The following is an 18,993-nucleotide window of genomic DNA, read 5'->3' as shown; positions in this document are numbered from 1 at the left end:
TAATAGCGTCGAATACGGTACAATTAGTTTTAGGAGTTCATCTTGCTTTTATTCCCACCTTAAAATACGCGAATTTGACTTTTTCCGAATATACTTCTTGATATAATTTCAAAGCGATTGACTTATCGCCAAGCCATTTCACTTCTTTAATAGACCATGTTTTAAGGCCGAAAGTCTTTTTTTTCTTGATTGCTTTTAACCCCACACCCTTATTTATTTCGTACAACACAACTAATGCTCGGTGAGCATAATATTTATCATAATCGGGGATATCATAAGAGGAATATGTTACAAACCGATCGCATAGTGGTGATACCAGTATCCCAAGAAGACCGGCATCAAAATCAGCTGGCAAGGGCATTGTCTTGCCGCTTTTAATTTCAAGTAGATGTGTTTCGCAAACTTCATCACATCCACTTTTTACGATAACTCCTAAGTTTTTGACGAAGCCATTAGAGTCTAAGGCACACCGAGGTTTGTTTAAACTATCGAGTCCTTTATATTCGGCCAACGAGATTGTTTTTAGCTTGTCGTCCAATTCGTCAACCTCTTCCTCTTGCTTTTCATTTATAATACTTGTTACGGTGTCCGAATCGATAATGGTTTTATTTAGTACATGTGTCGAATCTTTTTGCAAGATCACAAACTTCTGTTCCCCGCGCCTTTTGCATGCAATGAGTAGAGCCAATCCGAGCATCACCGCAAAACGATCTTTCATGCATTTAAATGAATTTACAAATGATAAAAAAACGGATTAGACAACTTTTAAAAAGTTAGTAGAAAATTAATACCCGGCATCTGTCATTACCTTGTTATACTGCGAATCGGCAGGGAGGTAGGCTTTGGCCTTGGCCATCCAACTTTTATATTCATCGGAATTGCCAGCTGCTTTGTACGCCTGTGCCATATTATATGCCAGTTCCCAGCGCGATTCTGATTGCTTATCGGGGAAACGGCCTAAACCCCGTTTATAAGTTTCAATAGCCTTATCATACAATTTCGAATACAGGTAAGCGTAGCCCAGTTCTTTATAATAAAGAAAATAGTCGGGCTGACGGGTAGTGGCAGGCTCCAGCACTTCTATTGCTTTTTTAAAATCGTTAATGGCATTGTATGAAAAGCCCAATTCAAATGTTATGCTGTCCGCCTTATTACTCATACGGTAAGCCGGCTCCAGGTAGGTTATAGCAATGGCCGATTCGCCCAAATCATTATAAATCCATCCCCAGCGGTAATTATGTTTAACAGTATCGGTGTAATTGTAATAACTACTCACCCACGAGGGCTGCTGGGGCAGGCCAAGCGCCTTAATTTTATCAGGCGGCAGCAACGCTATATCTTTCCAGTTGGGCGGGATACGGAGCTTTATAGATTGCCCGTTGAAGATGGTGGTATCGGCTTTGTAAACGCCCTTATCGTCGATGGTTAAGTTTCCTTTTAAATCATAAGTAAACCCAGCCTGTTCGTCTATATAAATAAAGCCAAATCCGTAGCTTTTAGCAGTATCTGCTTTTGTCAGCACTACCCACTTCCGCTCGCATTGCGTGTAACGTTTATTGAATTGTAAAGGGGCGTTGCCTGCGGTTTGAGAAAAACCGGTAAGGGCAATGCTAAAGAGGATAATAAGCGACAGGATAGGTTTCATATGCTAAAGTTAGCATTAAATAAATGCTCGCCAATACAGATTCGTCAACTTTTAAAAAGTTGACGAATCTAATCGTAAAGCTTAAAACATTTGGCTTTTAGGTTAACTCGGGGGTGGAGGCGATAAATTAACGGTAACATCACTGTTGCCGCTCCCATAATAACTTTCGCCCCGGAAATATTGAACCGGGCTATAATCGAGCGCTCCATTAAAAAGTGCATTATGCACTTTACATTCTTCCAAATTACTATAGGGCGTTTGCAGGCCCTTTACGTTCATCAATCCTATTCTTATTGGCACAAAGCTATAGTTGGGCCATTGCTGCGATATTTCTAATTTTAAGTAATTAAAGCTTTCTTCAAACTCCAGATAAGGCGATTCGGTGATTACATTGATAGCGTGAAAGCCACTTGCCTCCTTATATTCTATCATCTTTATAAAGGTTTCATCAACACCATAAATGGTAAAGAATGGAGAAACGATGCTAACCGAAAAAGCAAGCCGTTTTATTCGCCTCAATGCGTTGTCCTCATATTTTTCCAAAATCATATCTCCGCTGAAGGATATATCTATTGGCATAGTCGTGCTGTGTACTTTTTTAGGGAATCCGGCACGCAGCTTTTTCAAAAATTCAACCCAAGGTGTGCTGAACTTTTTGTTCCGGGTCATACTTTCTTCAATCACTTCCATGATTTTCTTTATTCCCTCATACTCACGATATCCCGTTGATTCGCGGGTGACTCCTATAGGATAAAGCTCTTTTATAGCATTACCAATTTCTACATGTAGCTTTTGGCGCGCGCTATCTAAGGGAAAGTAGAAAATCATATGTCTTTTATCAATTTTACCATAAGATGCTAAGATGGCCGGTAGCGTACATTCCCTCCTAATTCTTCACACTCATCAATTCTCCCAGTCCCAAGGGCGCCACTACGTTTATATTCCCTTTATCGTCGGTAAATACCTGTACCAGGGTGAATTTGCCTTTGTAGTACCAATAGAACCCGTTAGATACCGGCACCTTGTGTTCGGCGAACGATTTATCGGTTACAGGTTTAATGCGTTGGATAAATTTTACGAAGTCGACCGGTTTGGCTTTCGATATGGTGCATATCGCTGCAAAACCCCTGTTGGGTATCACGATAACCGAGCCCCATTCGCCAACCAGATCGGGCGCGTTTGCGGCCAGGTTTAGCGCATAGCTGGCCGCATAATCATCGTTGGCCAAAAAGTTGAATTCTGTTTTGTAGATATCGCCATCGAATATTTTCGTAATTTTTTCCACCTTTTGGCTACCCACATTGGCCAGGGCATCTTTAAATACCTCATCGGCAGGTTTGTTCCATTTTTCGAAATCAGTTTTAAACAGCGGCGAAAACCCTCCGGGCATATCCAGCATCAAAACGGTGGTGGCGCCTTCCAGGTCAACACGCGAAACCATTTTCCCTACGCCGCCTTTTTGTGCAACGCTGGCATCCGAATAAATGCGTACGGTTAAATAAGGCTTAGCTTTGTCGTAAGTGCTGATATCTATGCTGTTTGTTTGGCCGAAACAAAAGCTATCGAACAACAGCAGCAAGACAACAAGATTGATTTTTTTAGCGTGTAGTGATAAAGGCATTCCAGGGCTATTTAAGGCGGATAAATTACGTATAAATATAAAAGCCCTTAAACCATAAATACCAGGTTTATCTCGTTAATACCTTTGGCGAGATAATAATATTGTGAGCATCATCCCAATGGAAAATGATTTGGGTATCGGTAACTTCAATACTGCCTGTGCCGCTGGAAACACCGTTACCAAATTCGCAATGCAGTGCGTAGGTGCCCGGCAACAACTTTCGCTGGTAACTGCGATAATCATTATTCTGCGATAAAATAACGCTGGCACTACAGCCGGTTATGGGCACTTTTAAAAAAGCATAGTCGAAACTCAGATAGTAAGCCCCACCTCCATTGGTATCGTACCAAACGCCGCCGCCAAGGCTGTAGTTATTGCAGTACTTCTTTTTGGTGGTTGCGGTGTAAGCTATATAGCTGGAATCGGAAGTGGCGCTTTTTACGTACCGCGGCACAACGGTTATCTCTTCGCTGGCATCAAAATTAATGTAGGAAACAGGCGGTTCGTAAACCGAATCGATAACCGTAATGGTAATGGGTTTGGCCTGAATATCGCTATTGCCGGCATTTATAACGTAGCTTCCTGCTTTATTAAACTGAATAAGCGCGGCAGTTTTGAAAGTACGTAAAGTATTTTGCCCTGCGGGCGCTACCGTCCAACTGACCACTTTATTGGTATCCACACCAACCAGCAGCATAGAATCAGGCTCGTTTATTTTCACCCGGAGCTTGGTAACGGCAATTTCCCCTTTGGGGGCGTTGGGTACGCCGTTCTTGGTGCAGGCAGTAAGCAAACAAATAACCACAATAAACAGCGCGACGGCAGGAAGCAGCTTTTTCATCCGAATTTAAAATTGAACTGAACGAATATAAGCAAATCAGCTATAAATCAAGGTAATAATTTTGATAGATAGACTCATTCCTTCACCCAGCCCACTGGTATATCGTTCACAAAAGCCTTCTCTATTTTCCCTGCGGCATCCCTGGTAAACTTCAGGGTAAAGCCCGGCTCGTTGTTATAGAACAGCAGCTCCTCTACCCTAAAAAATTCCAGTTTCCCGCCATCCCAACTTTGGGTTATCACCAGCTTGTCGCCCACGGCGTTCATTTGCAAATACATTCCGTTGCCTGTGTTTTTAAATCTCCCCTCAAAATCTTTTAACTGGGCGGGCGTAAAACGCGCTGCGTTTTCCAAAGCCTTGACGTGGTAGCCTGCACCTGAGTTACCCGGGTCTAACTCGAGCGAGCGGCGATAACTCGCTATTGCCGATACTTTATCGCCGTTCGCCTCTGCGGCAGCAGCCATGCCCTCATAAGCTACGGGGCTTTGCGGGTACCGGGCTGCCTGCTGCTTAAAAATAGCTGACGCCTGCTTGTTGCGCCCTTGTTTCAGCAGCGTTTTGCCGTAGTTGTTGATGTCTCTTTCCGAAAATTGATTGCCCGTAAATTTCAGCTTATTGAAGATAGCCGGAGCAGCAGCAATGCCTTGCTGGCGCAGGCTATTGAACAACCGATCCATCGTCTCGGGGTTATCATAGCCTAACTGTAGCCAGCGCATGGCCCAGGTAGTTTGCCGGCCAAGGAAACGGTTGATGATAGCATCAGTAATCTTCAAAGCCCTATCGCCGCGGGTAAAAAATACCAGGCTTTCTTTTGTAGCCGGGCAGGCTATATAAAAGGAATAAAAATCGCCGGCGCTGCCCCAATGCCAAATGGCTTTGCCTTTTTCGTTCTGCTGAAGCCCCACGCCCAGGCCCCAATCGATATAGGCATCGGCCTTAACTGTATCGCGCTGATACCATTGGGCATTGCTTTGCCTGGCAAACATCAGCTGTTTCGTGGCGGGCTTTAGTCCTTTGCCACTTATCAATGCCTGTAAGAACAGGTTATAATCGTGCGCAGTGGTAAGCAGGGTAAAGGCGGCGTTGGGCGACATCCACTTTAGTTCTTCATTTGCCGCGCCCAGCGATGTACTATCCAGTTTGTCGGTTTCTGTGTAGGTGCTGTTGCTCATTTTCAGCGGGATAAAGGCTTCCTGTTGCATCAATTGCTCGAAAGGCACACGCGTTATTTTCTCCACAGCCTTTTGAAGGAACCATATACCCTCGCCCGAATAGGAAAATGAACTACCCGGATCGAACAACAACTTAACCTGCGCATGGATATCGAACTGCGAAAATTCTGCCAGGCCGCTGCTGTGGCTCAACACCATCCGCGCCGTTATCTTGGCAAAGCGTGGGTCGGTAGCGTCGAACCTGTCGTAAGTACCAGTATAGTTTAATAAAGGCGTATCCAGGGAAATAAGCCCCCTATCGTATAACCGCATCACCGCATAGGCGAAGACAGATTTCCCCAACGAACCCGCCCGGAATATAGTCTCCGCGTCGAGGGGCTCGGACGCCTCCATCCCACCCAGGCCGGCATTAAGCGTTGTTGTTTTACCATTAACAGTATATGCCAGTTGCAAGCCCGGCAAACCGTTATCGCTCAACATATTTTTCAATACCTTCAAGGGTTGGGCATGCGCCGGCCCGCAGGCGGCAATGAAAAGGGATAAAACAAACGTTATTTTCATTGTGCGATAAAGAACCATGAGGTAAAGATATCGCCGAAACAAATAAAAACAAATATAATTTTGATATTTATCGATTGAGACGAATAATAATCCGATTAAATCTTTTCATAGCTAGTCAATCGAAACAAAATTTCAGTCGCTTTAAGATGGATAAGGAAGCACACATTATCCTTAGAATTGGGTGGAAAAGAAATATTAATTTATAATATAATTATTATACTAGAAATATAATTATGGAGTTATACCAGTAATTAACCGAATTAAAAATCGGTCAGTTAATAGTTAATAAAGATTAAATGAAAGCAGGTATAGCGCAAGGCCACGCCTGCTTTTTGTTTTCACGATTTAGAAGCTATCGTTCAGCACTGTTTTGCTGCTGTTACTTAGTATAACATCCCTTATTTCGCCGGGGCCTTCGAAGGCGATGCAGAGGCCCGCAACTTCTTTAATGGTTTGGGTTATGGGCGCGCTATATATTTGCACACCATTTAGCCGCACAGTAAGTTGCATGTTTTTTACGCTGCAACGCAGCTTTTGGAATTTGCTAAAATCGCAGCCGAAAGCGCTCAGGTCTTTATCCCGCCCGTTTACCCATTCTGATGACGTAAAAAGCCTCAGATCAGAACTGCAGCCTCTATTGGCCAAGGGGATGATGATGGCGTTCTGCTTACCCAAAATGTAAATGATAACCTTGCGGCACGAGGATTCTTGCGGAGTCGATGTATTGCGCAGGGTGGTTTCCAACATAAAATCGCTACCGTATATGCCATCAAATTCCCGCACATTATAAAACCGCAGCCATTGGCCGTTAAAAACGGGTAGGCCTGTTTTGGCTGCAATGGCCTTTGCACCCAGGCCCAGCGCGCCGGGCAGATGTATTTCAGCATCGCTCAGATAGGTGGGAGACGGTTGTTTATCAAGCAAGCCTACCCAACCTTTCGTTTTTATATATACCGGGGTTTCGTTTTCTATCTTTCCTTTATCCATGAGTTTCGCGGTGAAATAACCCGGGTGATAATAGATAGAGGTATGCTGTGTGCCCGATGTGGCGATGCGCTCCGTTCTGCTTGGGTCCCAGGTTTGCTGCAAGGTAAGGCTGTCGGCCTGCAAACCCGATGCATCGTAATCAAACACTACCGAATTGGGCAAGCCATCGGCAACAACCCTCGCAGCAAATTGCACGGGTTTGGCGGCTACTATCCCGGGCTGCTTTGGTTTAATTATCCAGGCCAATATCCCGACCAGAACAATACTCATGATGGCTATACTGATGATTGTCGGCAGGTAATTCTTTTTCCTGGGGGACAAATCGGCCACAGGTGTTGCGGTCGTTTGCCTTTGCTCGTCGATGCGCTGTTTAAATTCCCGCCAATTGTCGTGCCCGATAAATTTGGCAAGCGTGTTCAGCGTAGCTGCATTAGGTGTGCTATCATACTTCACCTTGCCCCAAAGCCTTTTCAACGTGGTAACGCTGAGCATGGCACCAGTTTTATGCAAAAAAAGTTGGCTCAGCTTCTCAAAATCGAGATCGCTCCAAGCCGTGCTATCACCCCAGCCCAATTGCTCTTCGGCAATCTCCCGCCAGCGGGCTATGTACTGAACCTCTTTTTGCATGCTGATTGACCGTGAATGTGTTTGAATGAACTTGAATATGGCTTTGCCGTTGTGGCCATCCAATTTAGCTTAAAATTATAAATAATCATGAAAAATAAACTTCCGCATCTCATCAAACCGGTGCTCATCCTTGCACTACTATTTTACGCAATCGTCGGCATGGCACAGGTAAAACAAGCTAAAATTAAAGCTATCGCCATCCCTTTCGATGCTGCCCACTTCGATACTACCCTGCAAAAGGTAGAGTTCATCACCTATAAAGGCGCAAAGGCCATGAAGGTACTCCCCGGCAACAAACAAGTGGTGTTAAAGGACCTGATTTTCACCGACGGCACCATCGAATTTGATGCCCAGCCGGTGGATGTTGCCAAATCATCGTTCCTCAGCGTGTATTTCCGCCGGCAAAACGGCAACGAAAGCGAGTTGGTGTACTTGCGCATGGCTAAAGACGAAACCCTGCAACGAAACGATGCCATCCAATATGCGCCCATCGTACGCGGGGTGAACCTATGGGATATGATGAACCACTACCAGGGGCCAGCCCAACTGAAGAATGAGGACTGGAACCATTTTAAACTGGTAATATCGGGCATGCAAATGCGGGTGTATGTAAACAACATGGCCAAACCCACTTTGGAAATACCCCGACTTGAAGCAAAGGCTGCAACAGGCGGCATCGCGTTCGATGGGCCGGCATACTTTGCTAACCTGGTTATCAAACCCAACGATACGGAGGGACTGTCGCCGGTTGCAGGTGCCGATCTTACCAATCACGACGTAGGTTACATCCGCCGCTGGGATGTATCTGCCGCACAGTTTTTAGAAAAAGGCCGCGAACTGATACGCGAAGACTTACCCACCGACACCACCAAATGGCAGCCCATCTTGGCCGAGCGGCACGGCCTCATCAACCTTACCCGTATGTTCGGCGGCATGGAAAACCGCGGCGGCGGCGTGCAGAACAAAAATCGCTACGCATGGCTCAAAACAAAAATACGCAGCACCAAAGAACAATTGGTAAAAATACAGCTCGGCTTTAGCGATGAGGCCTACGTATTTATCAACGGTGGCTTGATATATGCCGATAAGAACCAGTACCCGCAACCCATACGCAAATATCCCGACGGGCGTTTGGATGTGGCCAACTCCTCGTTCGACATCCCCCTCAAAGCCGGCGATAACGAGTTGATTATCGGCGTATCCAACTACTTTTACGGTTGGGGCATCGTAGCCCGCATAGCTAAGATGGATGGCAGCATAGCTGTTTTACAGGAGTAAGAACGCCTTATGAGCCGCTGGTTGGCCAACCAGCGGCTCATAATATTCTGATGTCTTCTTTTTTATCCATATTTTTAGGTGTTTTAATATATTAAGCCCTGTAAAACCAAAAACACCCACTCCATGAAAGTACCGTTCCTCGCTTTTGTCGCGCTGTTTATATACACATTTGCCAATGCCCAAATAAAACTGGAGAAGCGAACCTACCTCGAAGGAAGACTTGAAATGCTTATCCCCACAGATTTCAAACAAATGTCGGCAGAAATGATTGCCGTAAAATATCCTAATCGTACTCAGCAGCCCCAAGCTGTACTATCTGACGAAGATGGAACGGTAAATATTATTGTTAACTATTTGCCTCAATCTATACAACCAGGCCAGGTAGCTGAATTTAAAGAATTCCAGTTGAACTTTTTTAAAAAGAACCGCCCCGATGCACAATGGCTGGCAGATGGGGTAAAACAAATAAATGGCAAAACGTTTGGCTTTCTAAAGTTTACAATTGATGCCGTTGATCAGAAAGTGTATAACTATATGGCGTTTTCGGAGTTGAACGGGAAAATTTTAATGCTAAGTTTTAATTGCACCGAAAAACTGCTACCGAAATGGCAAGCCACGGCCGAAGAAATTATGGCATCGATAGCTCTGAAGTAATAGGGCGTTCATTTCAGTTTTGGGCTTAAATAACTAACTTAGGATTCTTCAAAATCTATTTTATATTAACCGACCAACCATGACCGTAGACGAAGTTATGGCCGAACTACAGGCGTACGGCAGCGAAAGCATCAAAAAGATATTGTTAAAACATGGCGTTAAAGAGCCGTTTTTCGGGGTGAAGGTAGAGTGCCTGAAAAAAATCCAAAAGAAAACCAAAACCGACTACGAGTTGGCCAAGGGCCTTTTTGAAACCGGCAACGCCGATGCCATGTACCTGGCCGGCCTGATAACCGATGATGCCAAAATGACTAAAGCCGAATTGCAAAGATGGGCCGAGCTTGCCCTGTCTAACAACATCGGCGAATACACAGTACCCTGGGTTGCCGCCGGCAGCCGTTTTGGTTTCGTACTTGGGTTGGAATGGATAGATAGCAGCGAAGAACGCATCGCCTCCTCGGGTTGGGCCACGCTGGCTAACATGGTCGCCTTAAAACCGGATAGTGAGTTGGATATGGATGCACTGAAAAGTCTGTTAACGCGCATTGAGCAGACTATCCATACCTCCCCAAACCGCGTACGCTACCAAATGAACAGCTTTATCATTTCTGTAGGTGCCTATGTTTCGGAATTAAATGAGCATGCCCTGGCCACGGCAGCTAAAAACGGAACAGTAATGGTAGATATGAATGGCACAGCCTGCAAAGTGCCCGCTGCGGCAGATTATATCAAAAAAGCAAAGGAACGAAACCCAAACTCCGCTAAGAAAAAGACGGTAAAGTGTTAGAGAGTACAAAATCGGTGAAATGAACTTCAACCTGTGTAATCAGTGTTATTTCAACACCTCCCTGGCAATCACAATCTTCTGTATCTCTGAAGTGCCTTCGCCTATGGTGCAAAGCTTGGCATCACGGTAAAATTTCTCTACGGGGAAATCTTTAGTGTAGCCGTAGCCGCCGAATATCTGCACGGCTTCGTTGGCGCAACGCACGGCTACTTCCGATGCAAAATATTTAGCCATCGCCGATTGTTTGGTAACCGGCAGGTGGCGGTTCTTCAACTCGGCGGCCTGCATCACCAATAATTCTGCGGCTTCTATCTCGGTTGCCATATCGGCCAGTTTAAAAGATATCCCCTGGAAACTGCTTATCGGCTGCCCAAACTGGTGGCGCTCTTTGGAGTAAGCAACCGCCGCCTCGAAAGCGCCTTTGGCAATGCCCAAGGATAAGGCCGCGATGGATATACGCCCGCCATCCAACACTTTCATAGCTTGTTTAAAGCCTTCGCCCTCGGCTCCCAATAGGTTCTCTTTGGGTACACGGCAGTTATCGAAAATCATTTCTGTGGTTTCGGATGCGCGCATGCCCAGCTTATTTTCTTTTTTGCCCGCGCTGAAACCCGGCGTACCGCGTTCAATCACTAACGCGGAAATCCCTTTACTATCGCCCTTGTTGCCGGTGCGTACCATCACTACGGCCACGTCGCCGCTTTTACCGTGGGTTATCCAGTTTTTAGAGCCGTTAACGATGTAGTGGTCGCCGTCTAAAACGGCAGTGGTGTTCATGCCCATGGCATCGCTGCCGGTGTTGGCCTCGGTTAGTCCCCAGGCACCCAGCCATTCGGCGGTGGCCAGTTTGGGTAACCAGCGTTGCTTTTGTTCTTCGTTGGCAAAGGCCAGTATATGGCCGGTACATAATGAATTATGCGCCGCTACCGATAAACCAATCGAACCGCAAACTTTAGCAATTTCTACTATAACCGTTACGTATTCTGCATAGCCAAAGCCCGAACCACCGTACTCCTCGGGCACCAAAACGCCCATCATGCCGGTTTCGCCCAGTTGCTTAAACAATTCCAGCGGGAAATGCTGCTCCTCGTCCCATTGCATTACATTGGGGCGGATATGCTTCTCTGCAAAATCTTTGGCCATCTGGCCTATCATTTTCTGGTTATCGCTGATAGAGAAATCGTAGCCTGCGGGCGTATCGGTTAGTAGGTGGTCCATTTCAGGGTTATAATTGATTGGGATAAAGATAGAGATAAAATACTATGCATGCATAGTATTTTATCAAATAATGTTACCCGCTCTTGCACCCTCGAATAAACCTTATTTTAAATAAAAAAAAACGAAAATCTTTTTATAATTCATTAAAAAGACCACAATGGTTCGAAAAAAAATTATATATCTATCTATAAAAATCAAATTATTAAAAAAATATCTACAACTAATCTAAAATGTTACAATTCCAGACTAGTATTTCACATAGATTTCATAAAAAAGCTATTATTAATGAAATTTATGTAGTAAAAACTCACAATAAATACCAATTTACTAATATAACACCAGCAAATAATTAAAAATAACACAATTATTATTGCATTTTTTTAAAAAAACTATAAAACAATGTCAATTGCAACATCATTTTTGCAATTAAAGTAAAAATTCCAAGCCAATTGTAATGTAAATGTTACACTAGTATCTTGTGTGCATTAACTTTTCACTTTAACTGATCTTTTCATGAAAAAAAAATTATTCAAAAACCTCATTGGGTTGCTGTTGGTACTATCGTGCCAATTTGCCTACTCCCAAAGCCGGACAGTAACCGGTACTGTTATCGCTAAAGACGATGGTTTGCCGGTGCCCGGCGCCACTGTTGTGCTAAAAGGCGCTCACACCGGCACACAAACATCCGCAACCGGTACATTCAGCTTAAGCGTCCCTTCTTCAGGTGGTGTACTGGTGTTTTCCTATCTTGGATACAACTCTTTAGAGGTACCAATTAATGGCTCTGTAATTAATGCGGTGCTTATTACCAACTCAAAACTTTTGGGCGAAGTTGTGGTAACCGGTTCGGGTGTTGCAACAAGCAAAGCCAAATTAGGTATTGCTGTTGAATCGCTATCAGGCAAAGCGCTTACCGCATCTCCCCAGGCATCTATCGACCAGGGTTTGGTTGGCCAGGTTGCCGGTGCACAGATATCTTCGGTAGACGGTACACCGGGTGCACGAACCAATATCGTATTACGTGGTATAAATACTGTACAGGGAAGCACCTCTCCCATGATCCTTGTAGATGGTATCGAATCCCGTACTACAGATATAAGCCAACTCGATCCTGCGACGGTTGACCATATAGAAATTGTACAGGGCGCGGCAGCGTCTACTATTTATGGTGCGCAGGGTGCAAACGGTGTTATCCAAATCTTCACCAAAAAAGGCCGTGTTGGCAAAACACGGGTTGAAGTTGCGTCGACCGCCAGCAGCAACCAATATTTAAACCTTGGCAATGTGCACCAGGCAAAACTGAGTAGCTTTAAGGTGGATGCAAATGGTATTTTTGTTGATGCGAGCAATGCTCCAATAGCTATTGACCAGGATGGCCGTTATACAGGCATACAATGGGCCTTTGGTGCAGACCCATCTGTGGGTGCCCCAACAGCAATGAGCAACCCCAAAAACATTGCTCAGCAGCAATATGGCACAAACTTAAAGTACTACGATCACCTTAAACAGCTATTTAAAACAGCATACACTATTAATAATAGCGTAGCCATTTCCGGCGGTAGCGACAAGTCAGACTACAATTTAACGGCTTCAAACAATCATCAACAAAGTAACATCAAGAACAACGGCTATAACGACCGTTCAAATTTAACCGCAAACATAGGCACCGAACTATTTAAAGGTTTTACAATACGTTCTGTTACGCAATTAATATATACCAAAAACACCATTAACCCTAATTACGGGATTGGTAACGCTGGCGGTATATTTGATGTGTTAAATGCTTCTCCTTTTTATGATTTTGACCGTAAAAATGAGGATGGCAGTTACCCGCTATCATTAAACTCCGGTACTGTTAGCGTAAACGGATCTAACCCCAACTATTATACGCAATGGGCAAACAGAGTTTCGCACCGCGAAGACTTATTGCAAAGCTTCATGGCAGATTATAGGGTTAACAAATTCCTAAGCCTAAACGCCAAATATGGCCTCAACTACCAGCATACCGAGCAAAACACTATCTATAAAAATCAATCTGCCACTTTAACTGCTATAGATTTAGGTTCGTACTACGGTGCTTTTGCAGCCAACCCGAATGGCGAGTTAGTGAAAAATACAAGCTCTACTACCTTCCAAAATTTTAACGGTTCGGCGGTAATTAAAACCGATTTTGAAAAAGACTTTCATCTTAATGTGCCTATTACTACAAGTACGTTATTAGGATATGATTACAGGAAGAGTTTAGATAAGCAGTTTAATACCTATGGTTTAGAATTGCCTGTTTATGCTATTTACAACTTTAACCAAACCGCAACCCAGGCCGTGTCTTTTGATTATACCACGCCTTTTGTAACCTATGGCTTTGTAGTAAATCAAAAAATCGACTTTGGCGATTACGGTGGTGTATCCGGCGGTTTCAGAACAGACTATTCGTCTGCATTTGGTGCAGGTTCAAAGCCATTTACCTTTCCTAATGCAAATGCATATATCCGCACATCATCGTTCGGTTTCTGGAAAAACTCATTCCTTGGGAACGCCATTCCCGAATTTAAGATCAGGGGTGGTTATGGCGAGGCTGGTACACAACCTTATCCGTTTGACAGGTATCCCACCATTAATCCCGGCAACCTTGGCCAGTCGTTAACATTTAACCTACCTACGGCACTCGCTAACCCCGACCTTAAAGTAGAGGTCTCCAAAGAATACGAGATCGGTACTGATTTTAGCATTAAAGGCGCATCGGGCAACTGGTTTAATGATATCACCATCAGTGGTACTTACTGGAACCGTAAAGCTAATAATGTTATTTATAACGTAAATACAGCTCCATCAACAGGTGGTAATCAAATAAAAACCAATGCCATTGGCCTTGCATCGCACGGTATACAGGCGTCGTTAAACCTGAGCGTATTAACAACCAAGGATTTTAACTGGCATTTTACCACCAACTTTAGTAATCAAACCACCATGATTACCAGTACCGGCGGCGCGCCTATCATCCTCGCTACTGCAGCCGGCAGTACACAGCTGAGCTTAATTGCAGGCCAAAAAATTGGCCAGATATATGGCTTTAAGGCTTTAACCAGCGTTAGCGAAACAAACAGCTTAGGTGTACCATACATATTGCCGGCAGATTACGACAAATATACCATTGTGAATGGCCGTGTTGTAAACATCGCCAATAAAGGTATTCAGTTTGCTAACGAGGTTTCTCCCATTGGCGATCCAAACCCCAAATTCAACATGTCGTTCATTAACTCGTTCAACTACAAAGCATTCACCTTCGGCTTTCAGTTCGACTGGGTTTATGGCAGCCACTTGTACAACCAAACCAAAGAATGGCAGTACCGCGATGGTATCAGCGGTGATTATGACACACCTGTTGATATTGGAGGCACATCCGGTGCATACACTGCCTACTACAGAAGCGCTTATGCTGATATAATAGGTGCCCGTAACGGTGCAAGAAATGGAACCAAAGATTACTTCTACGAGGGCTCTTCCTTTTTAAGATTGAGAAACATTTACCTTGGATATGATTTTTCTAAGCTGATAAGCCGCAAGGTATTTAAGAGAGCTATGTTAACATTTACCGGTCGTAACATACTCACAATTACCAAATACACCGGCTTCGATCCGGAGACAAGCTCTGGTTCATCTAACTCACCTTTTGACAGGGGCGTGGATCATGATTCAACACCTAACAGCAAAACTTATCAAATTGGCTTAAATCTTGGATTTTAATTGATCTTAATTGAAAATAAAATGAAAAAATATAAATATATAGTAACATCAATGATCATGGCCGGAGTAGTATGCTCGTCGGCATGTAAGAAAGAATTGGATGTAAAAAATCCAAATTCACCCACGCTGGAGCAGGCAAAAACAGAATCGGGCCTTACTTCACTTGCAGCAGGCAGCGTATATATCAATGGCTTTGTAAATGGCGACGGATGGCTGGGAGACAGTTTCTTTTCGTTATGCTACGGTTACCATGAATTATTGGCCGACGATGTATCTGCGCAGGCATCCAACCAAAACGTTAACCTTGTTAACGTGCCTGATTACGCAATCCTCGACGATGGCAGCAGGCTAACTAACCCGCAGCGGCAAATAGCCAATTTAAGGCTTAACAACACGCGCGACAAGCAGGGAACCAACATGTTCTACTACGAATGGCAAAGCATGTACGGATTAAACAATGCCTGTAACCAGATACTGGCATTAACCGACAACGTTAGCTTAGGTGGCGACGCAGCAACTAAACAAGCTACGTACAAGGCATGGGCATACTGGTGGAAAGGCCTTGCCTACGCCAGGTTAGGTTCTGTTTATTACGCCGGGCTAATAAACGATGGCGTGAGCGTAACAAACGGCAACTATGTTACCAGCGCTGCGCTCATCGCCGAATCAAACAAAAACCTTACGCAGGCTATGACGCTTTTAAAAGGCATATCCAATACCGCAACTTATACCGAACTGATGGGTAAACTGATCCCTTCATTTTTCCAGGTGGGTAACGCGCAAGTGCCTACAACGGATATGTTTGTGCGCAGCATAAATACATTGATGGCGCGCAATCTATTGGCTAACACACGTACATCGGCCATGACGGCCGCCAATTGGCAAACTATTTTAACTTTAACCAACGCTGGGATCCAGGCGGGCGATAATGTTTTTGCAGGTTTCACCGCCGCCAATAATTATGTCTTTTCCGCCGGTGGCGGCTCGGTAGCAGCTAATACTGCGGGTGATAAAACAGCAACCAGCTTCACCATCAGCGAACGTTTAGTGCAGGATATTAAAACGGGCGATTTACGTAAAAGCAAGAACTTTTTACAAGGAACGCCTTTTTACAACCAGGTAGGCGGCTTTACTTTTAGCACAAGGTGGCAATTGAATGATGCTAAACTCACCCCAATTCCGGGTAACAACGCCTTCACAATTGCTGACAAAACCCCGGGCAACCAGGAAGTGTATATGGCAGGCAGCTACGAAGAGAATGAACTAATGAAAGCAGAAGCGCTTATTAACACCGGCCAAATTGATTTAGGCTTAGCGAGTGTTGATGCGGTGCGTACTTACCAGGGCGCCGGGCTTGCAAAAGTATCCGGCACCGGTTTAAATCTGGCTGCAGCACAAGAAGAACTTCGTAAAGAACGACGCCTTGCGCTTTTATTCAGGGGGACCGCATTTTACGACGCAAGGCGTTGGGGTGTGATTTATGACATATCTAAAGGTGGTGGCCGCACAAATGCTGTAGTGCTTACATCTTCTGGCGTATTAAACACGAATGCAACTATCAACTATAACTTCCTTGACTATTGGGACGTTCCAGCTGATGAGTTTGAATTAAACCCGCCGGCAGCAGGTAGCGCGCCGATAAAGAATCCAAATTAATGATTCTTATTTGTTTCGTTCTTTATATCAGTTAATACTAATACCCCAAGGCTGTGCACACAAATTGCACGGCCTTTTTATTTTATCAATTCTTTTTTTCCTACTGACATAGGGCTGTCATTAGCTCGTCGTTTCTTTGAATTACAAACTAAAAACAACAAGCTATGACAACCATCGAATTTTTCCTGGAACAATTAAACTCAGAAGTGGCAGCCACCCGCAAAATGCTGCAGCGCATACCAAACGACAAATACGATTGGAAACCGCATCCAAAAAGCATGAATATCCGCAGCCTTGCCACCCATATTGCCGAGCTGCCTACCTGGATACCCATGGTACTATCTACCGAAGAGCTGGACTTTGCCGCTGCGCCTTACGACCCAACCATCATTAACAATACCGAAGATTTGATGGCCCTATTCGAAAAATCATTCGTAGCCGGATTAGAAGCACTGGTGGCCGACAAAGAGTGGCTGATGAACGATATCTGGACGCTGCGCAACGGCCGGGAAATTTACAGCCGCGATAAAAAATGGGAGGTAATACGCCTCACCATATCACAAATCATCCACCACCGCGCACAACTGGGCGTTTACCTTCGCTTGCTGGATATTCCAATCCCCGGCAGCTACGGCCCAAGTGCCGATGAAGAATTTGTGCCGATAGAAGTTGAGGCCGAAACGGTTTAATTACAATAAGGAGATTTGTCAACTTTTAAAAAGTTGACAAATCTTGCTTTTATAGAATTCGTAAAATGCCCTTAATTAGTGTTTATTTAATTCACCGTCAGTTTGATAATCATATCCACCGGGTTGATGGCAACGCCGTTAGTGTAGATAAATACGCCTTCGGGTTGTTGCTTAAATTTGAGGGCTGCCCCGCTGCTTAGCAACACAACCTTATTCACCTTTTCTTTCAACTGCGGAATAAAAACATACGGTTCTTTTGGTGCAGTGGTTACGTGCGCATACATCGTTTTACCGCTAATGGTTGCAACGCCCCATGGTTGCGGCGGTATGGCATTGCCCCTTGTGTTGTAAATACTCTCACCATTCTTTTCCAGCCAATTACCTACTATGGCCAACGTGTCGGTAAATTCCGATTGTATTTTACCGTTTGGCATTGGGCCGATGTTGAGCAAAAAGTTGGCATCGCGACCGGCGGCGTTTACCAGGTAATGGATAATCTGTTTAGATGATTTAAAGCTCCTGTCGTTGATGTTGAAGCCCCAGCTGTTATTGATGGTTTCGCAGGTCTCCAGGGGCAGGTTGCCAATTTTAGAGCCCCCGCTGAAACCTGTGGTATTAGCGCCGGGCAGGTCCTTCTCAAACATCTGGAAATCCTCGCCGCCTATTGGCTCCATATGGTGGTTATTGCCAACCAGTATCGCAGGGTTTAGTTTGTGTATCAGGCCATATATTTCGTCGTAATGCCAGTTTACGTTTTTTCGCTCCCAATGCCCGTCGAACCAAATCCCTTTTACAGCAGGGTATTTTGTGATGAGTTCGGTAAGCTGGTCTTTCATGAATTTGATATAGCTATCCCAATCGCCGTTTACGGGCTTGCCATCAACAATCGGGCTACCGAAAGCATAATCAGGTCGGCCCCAATCCAGCAGCGAATAATAAAAATGCAGTTCGATGCCTTCCTTTTCGCATTCTTTGGCCAGTTCCATCAAAGGGTCTTTATGGTATGGGGTAGCATCCACAATGTTGTAAGGCGACATTTTGGTGCCGAACATGCTGAACCCATCATGATGGCGCGAGGTAACTGTGATATACTTCATGCCCGCTTTTTTGGCAAAGGCCACCCATTCCTTTGCATTAAATTCCTGTGGGTTAAAAAAACCGGCGAGGCGTTTATAGCTATCATAAGGTATCTTTTTTTCATGCATCACCCATTCGCCATCGCCCAAAATGCTGTAGATACCCCAGTGGATAAACAAGCCGAACTTCAGCTCCTGGAATTTCTTCCGGGCGGCGAGGTTATCGGCAGTGGGCGCGTACGGGCTTTGCGCACGGGTATTTAAGATAGCCGTTAAAAACAGCAGGCAAATGAGGGTAAGTTTCCGCATAATGATGTATATAGATTTATCGAGCCGAAAATTAGCAATTTTTATGCTTAACCGTAACATTCACATTTATATTATTTACAGTTAACAGTGTAATCATAACCTTGCAGGATATTGTCTGAACCGGGATT

The 18,993-nt window shown here is 44.6% G+C and carries 15 protein-coding genes; 6 read left to right on the top strand and 9 right to left on the bottom strand.

All coding sequences use genetic code 11. From position 1 onward, the window contains the following. Positions 1-37: 37 nt before the first annotated feature. The 7 genes from AC1DXC_RS21715 to AC1DXC_RS21685 all read right to left on the bottom strand — a co-directional run bounded on the left by AC1DXC_RS21715 (position 38) and on the right by AC1DXC_RS21685 (position 7,454). Positions 38-718 (bottom strand): hypothetical protein, encoded by a 681-nt coding sequence (locus AC1DXC_RS21715; protein ID WP_477461288.1) that lies wholly within the window; start codon positions 716-718, stop codon positions 38-40. A gap of 66 nt (positions 719-784) precedes the next feature. Then, on the bottom strand, positions 785-1,645 hold the full coding sequence (locus tag AC1DXC_RS21710) for a tetratricopeptide repeat protein (protein ID WP_477461287.1): 861 nt from the start codon (positions 1,643-1,645) through the stop codon (positions 785-787). A 102-nt stretch (positions 1,646-1,747) separates the two neighbouring features. Further along, positions 1,748-2,473, bottom strand: coding sequence for a hypothetical protein (locus tag AC1DXC_RS21705; RefSeq protein ID WP_477461286.1), 726 nt, complete (start codon positions 2,471-2,473; stop codon positions 1,748-1,750). A gap of 58 nt (positions 2,474-2,531) precedes the next feature. Further along, positions 2,532-3,266, bottom strand: coding sequence for a DUF1444 domain-containing protein (locus tag AC1DXC_RS21700; protein ID WP_477461285.1), 735 nt, complete (start codon positions 3,264-3,266; stop codon positions 2,532-2,534). Positions 3,267-3,333: 67 nt separating this feature from the next. After that, positions 3,334-4,107, bottom strand: coding sequence for a hypothetical protein (locus AC1DXC_RS21695; protein ID WP_477461284.1), 774 nt, complete (start codon positions 4,105-4,107; stop codon positions 3,334-3,336). Between the two features lie 74 nt (positions 4,108-4,181). Beyond that, on the bottom strand, positions 4,182-5,840 hold the full coding sequence (locus tag AC1DXC_RS21690) for a serine hydrolase (protein WP_477461283.1): 1,659 nt from the start codon (positions 5,838-5,840) through the stop codon (positions 4,182-4,184). A 345-nt stretch (positions 5,841-6,185) separates the two neighbouring features. After that, on the bottom strand, positions 6,186-7,454 hold the full coding sequence (locus AC1DXC_RS21685; protein WP_477461282.1) for a hypothetical protein: 1,269 nt from the start codon (positions 7,452-7,454) through the stop codon (positions 6,186-6,188). A gap of 87 nt (positions 7,455-7,541) precedes the next feature. On the opposite strand from AC1DXC_RS21685, the gene AC1DXC_RS21680 reads away from it, so the two are divergent. The 3 genes from AC1DXC_RS21680 to AC1DXC_RS21670 all read left to right on the top strand — a co-directional run bounded on the left by AC1DXC_RS21680 (position 7,542) and on the right by AC1DXC_RS21670 (position 10,173). Further along, positions 7,542-8,732, top strand: a complete 1,191-nt coding sequence (locus AC1DXC_RS21680) for a hypothetical protein (protein ID WP_477461281.1) — start codon at positions 7,542-7,544, stop codon at positions 8,730-8,732. Between the two features lie 123 nt (positions 8,733-8,855). Next, entirely contained in the window at positions 8,856-9,386 is a 531-nt protein-coding gene (locus AC1DXC_RS21675) for a DcrB-related protein (RefSeq protein ID WP_477461280.1), read from the top strand. 79 nt (positions 9,387-9,465) lie between these two features. Then, on the top strand, positions 9,466-10,173 hold the full coding sequence (locus AC1DXC_RS21670) for a DNA alkylation repair protein (protein ID WP_477461279.1): 708 nt from the start codon (positions 9,466-9,468) through the stop codon (positions 10,171-10,173). Positions 10,174-10,218: 45 nt separating this feature from the next. On the opposite strand, the gene AC1DXC_RS21665 is transcribed toward AC1DXC_RS21670, so the two are convergent. Beyond that, positions 10,219-11,391 (bottom strand): acyl-CoA dehydrogenase, encoded by a 1,173-nt coding sequence (locus tag AC1DXC_RS21665; protein ID WP_477461278.1) that lies wholly within the window; start codon positions 11,389-11,391, stop codon positions 10,219-10,221. A gap of 513 nt (positions 11,392-11,904) precedes the next feature. Here AC1DXC_RS21665 and AC1DXC_RS21660 point away from each other — a divergent pair. The 3 genes from AC1DXC_RS21660 to AC1DXC_RS21650 all read left to right on the top strand — a co-directional run bounded on the left by AC1DXC_RS21660 (position 11,905) and on the right by AC1DXC_RS21650 (position 17,480). Then, entirely contained in the window at positions 11,905-15,135 is a 3,231-nt protein-coding gene (locus AC1DXC_RS21660; RefSeq protein WP_477461277.1) for a SusC/RagA family TonB-linked outer membrane protein, read from the top strand. A gap of 21 nt (positions 15,136-15,156) precedes the next feature. Next, positions 15,157-16,791: a RagB/SusD family nutrient uptake outer membrane protein gene (locus AC1DXC_RS21655; protein WP_477461276.1), complete on the top strand. Its 1,635-nt coding sequence runs from the start codon at positions 15,157-15,159 to the stop codon at positions 16,789-16,791. 164 nt (positions 16,792-16,955) lie between these two features. After that, on the top strand, positions 16,956-17,480 hold the full coding sequence (locus AC1DXC_RS21650; RefSeq protein WP_477461275.1) for a DinB family protein: 525 nt from the start codon (positions 16,956-16,958) through the stop codon (positions 17,478-17,480). An 86-nt stretch (positions 17,481-17,566) separates the two neighbouring features. Here the strand turns inward: AC1DXC_RS21650 and AC1DXC_RS21645 are convergent, their stop codons facing one another. Continuing rightward, positions 17,567-18,865: an alpha-L-fucosidase gene (locus tag AC1DXC_RS21645; protein ID WP_477461274.1), complete on the bottom strand. Its 1,299-nt coding sequence runs from the start codon at positions 18,863-18,865 to the stop codon at positions 17,567-17,569. Positions 18,866-18,993: the final 128 nt, after the last annotated feature.

This window comes from Mucilaginibacter sp. P2_D11 (assembly GCF_056404435.1).
Note: the sequence above shows the minus strand (reverse complement) of the source record. Positions and strands in the feature narration are given on the sequence as shown.

Excerpts from the sequence above, each read along its gene's own strand:
- AC1DXC_RS21715 (WP_477461288.1), bottom strand. The coding sequence starts at position 718 with ATGAAAGATCGTTTTGCGGTGATGCTCGGATTGGCTCTACTCATTGCA.
- AC1DXC_RS21710 (WP_477461287.1), bottom strand. The coding sequence starts at position 1,645 with ATGAAACCTATCCTGTCGCTTATTATCCTCTTTAGCATTGCCCTTACC.
- AC1DXC_RS21705 (WP_477461286.1), bottom strand. The coding sequence starts at position 2,473 with ATGATTTTCTACTTTCCCTTAGATAGCGCGCGCCAAAAGCTACATGTA.
- AC1DXC_RS21700 (WP_477461285.1), bottom strand. The coding sequence starts at position 3,266 with ATGCCTTTATCACTACACGCTAAAAAAATCAATCTTGTTGTCTTGCTG.
- AC1DXC_RS21695 (WP_477461284.1), bottom strand. The coding sequence starts at position 4,107 with ATGAAAAAGCTGCTTCCTGCCGTCGCGCTGTTTATTGTGGTTATTTGT.
- AC1DXC_RS21690 (WP_477461283.1), bottom strand. The coding sequence starts at position 5,840 with ATGAAAATAACGTTTGTTTTATCCCTTTTCATTGCCGCCTGCGGGCCG.
- AC1DXC_RS21685 (WP_477461282.1), bottom strand. The coding sequence starts at position 7,454 with ATGCAAAAAGAGGTTCAGTACATAGCCCGCTGGCGGGAGATTGCCGAA.
- AC1DXC_RS21680 (WP_477461281.1), top strand. The coding sequence starts at position 7,542 with ATGAAAAATAAACTTCCGCATCTCATCAAACCGGTGCTCATCCTTGCA.
- AC1DXC_RS21675 (WP_477461280.1), top strand. The coding sequence starts at position 8,856 with ATGAAAGTACCGTTCCTCGCTTTTGTCGCGCTGTTTATATACACATTT.
- AC1DXC_RS21670 (WP_477461279.1), top strand. The coding sequence starts at position 9,466 with ATGACCGTAGACGAAGTTATGGCCGAACTACAGGCGTACGGCAGCGAA.
- AC1DXC_RS21665 (WP_477461278.1), bottom strand. The coding sequence starts at position 11,391 with ATGGACCACCTACTAACCGATACGCCCGCAGGCTACGATTTCTCTATC.
- AC1DXC_RS21660 (WP_477461277.1), top strand. The coding sequence starts at position 11,905 with ATGAAAAAAAAATTATTCAAAAACCTCATTGGGTTGCTGTTGGTACTA.
- AC1DXC_RS21655 (WP_477461276.1), top strand. The coding sequence starts at position 15,157 with ATGAAAAAATATAAATATATAGTAACATCAATGATCATGGCCGGAGTA.
- AC1DXC_RS21650 (WP_477461275.1), top strand. The coding sequence starts at position 16,956 with ATGACAACCATCGAATTTTTCCTGGAACAATTAAACTCAGAAGTGGCA.
- AC1DXC_RS21645 (WP_477461274.1), bottom strand. The coding sequence starts at position 18,865 with ATGCGGAAACTTACCCTCATTTGCCTGCTGTTTTTAACGGCTATCTTA.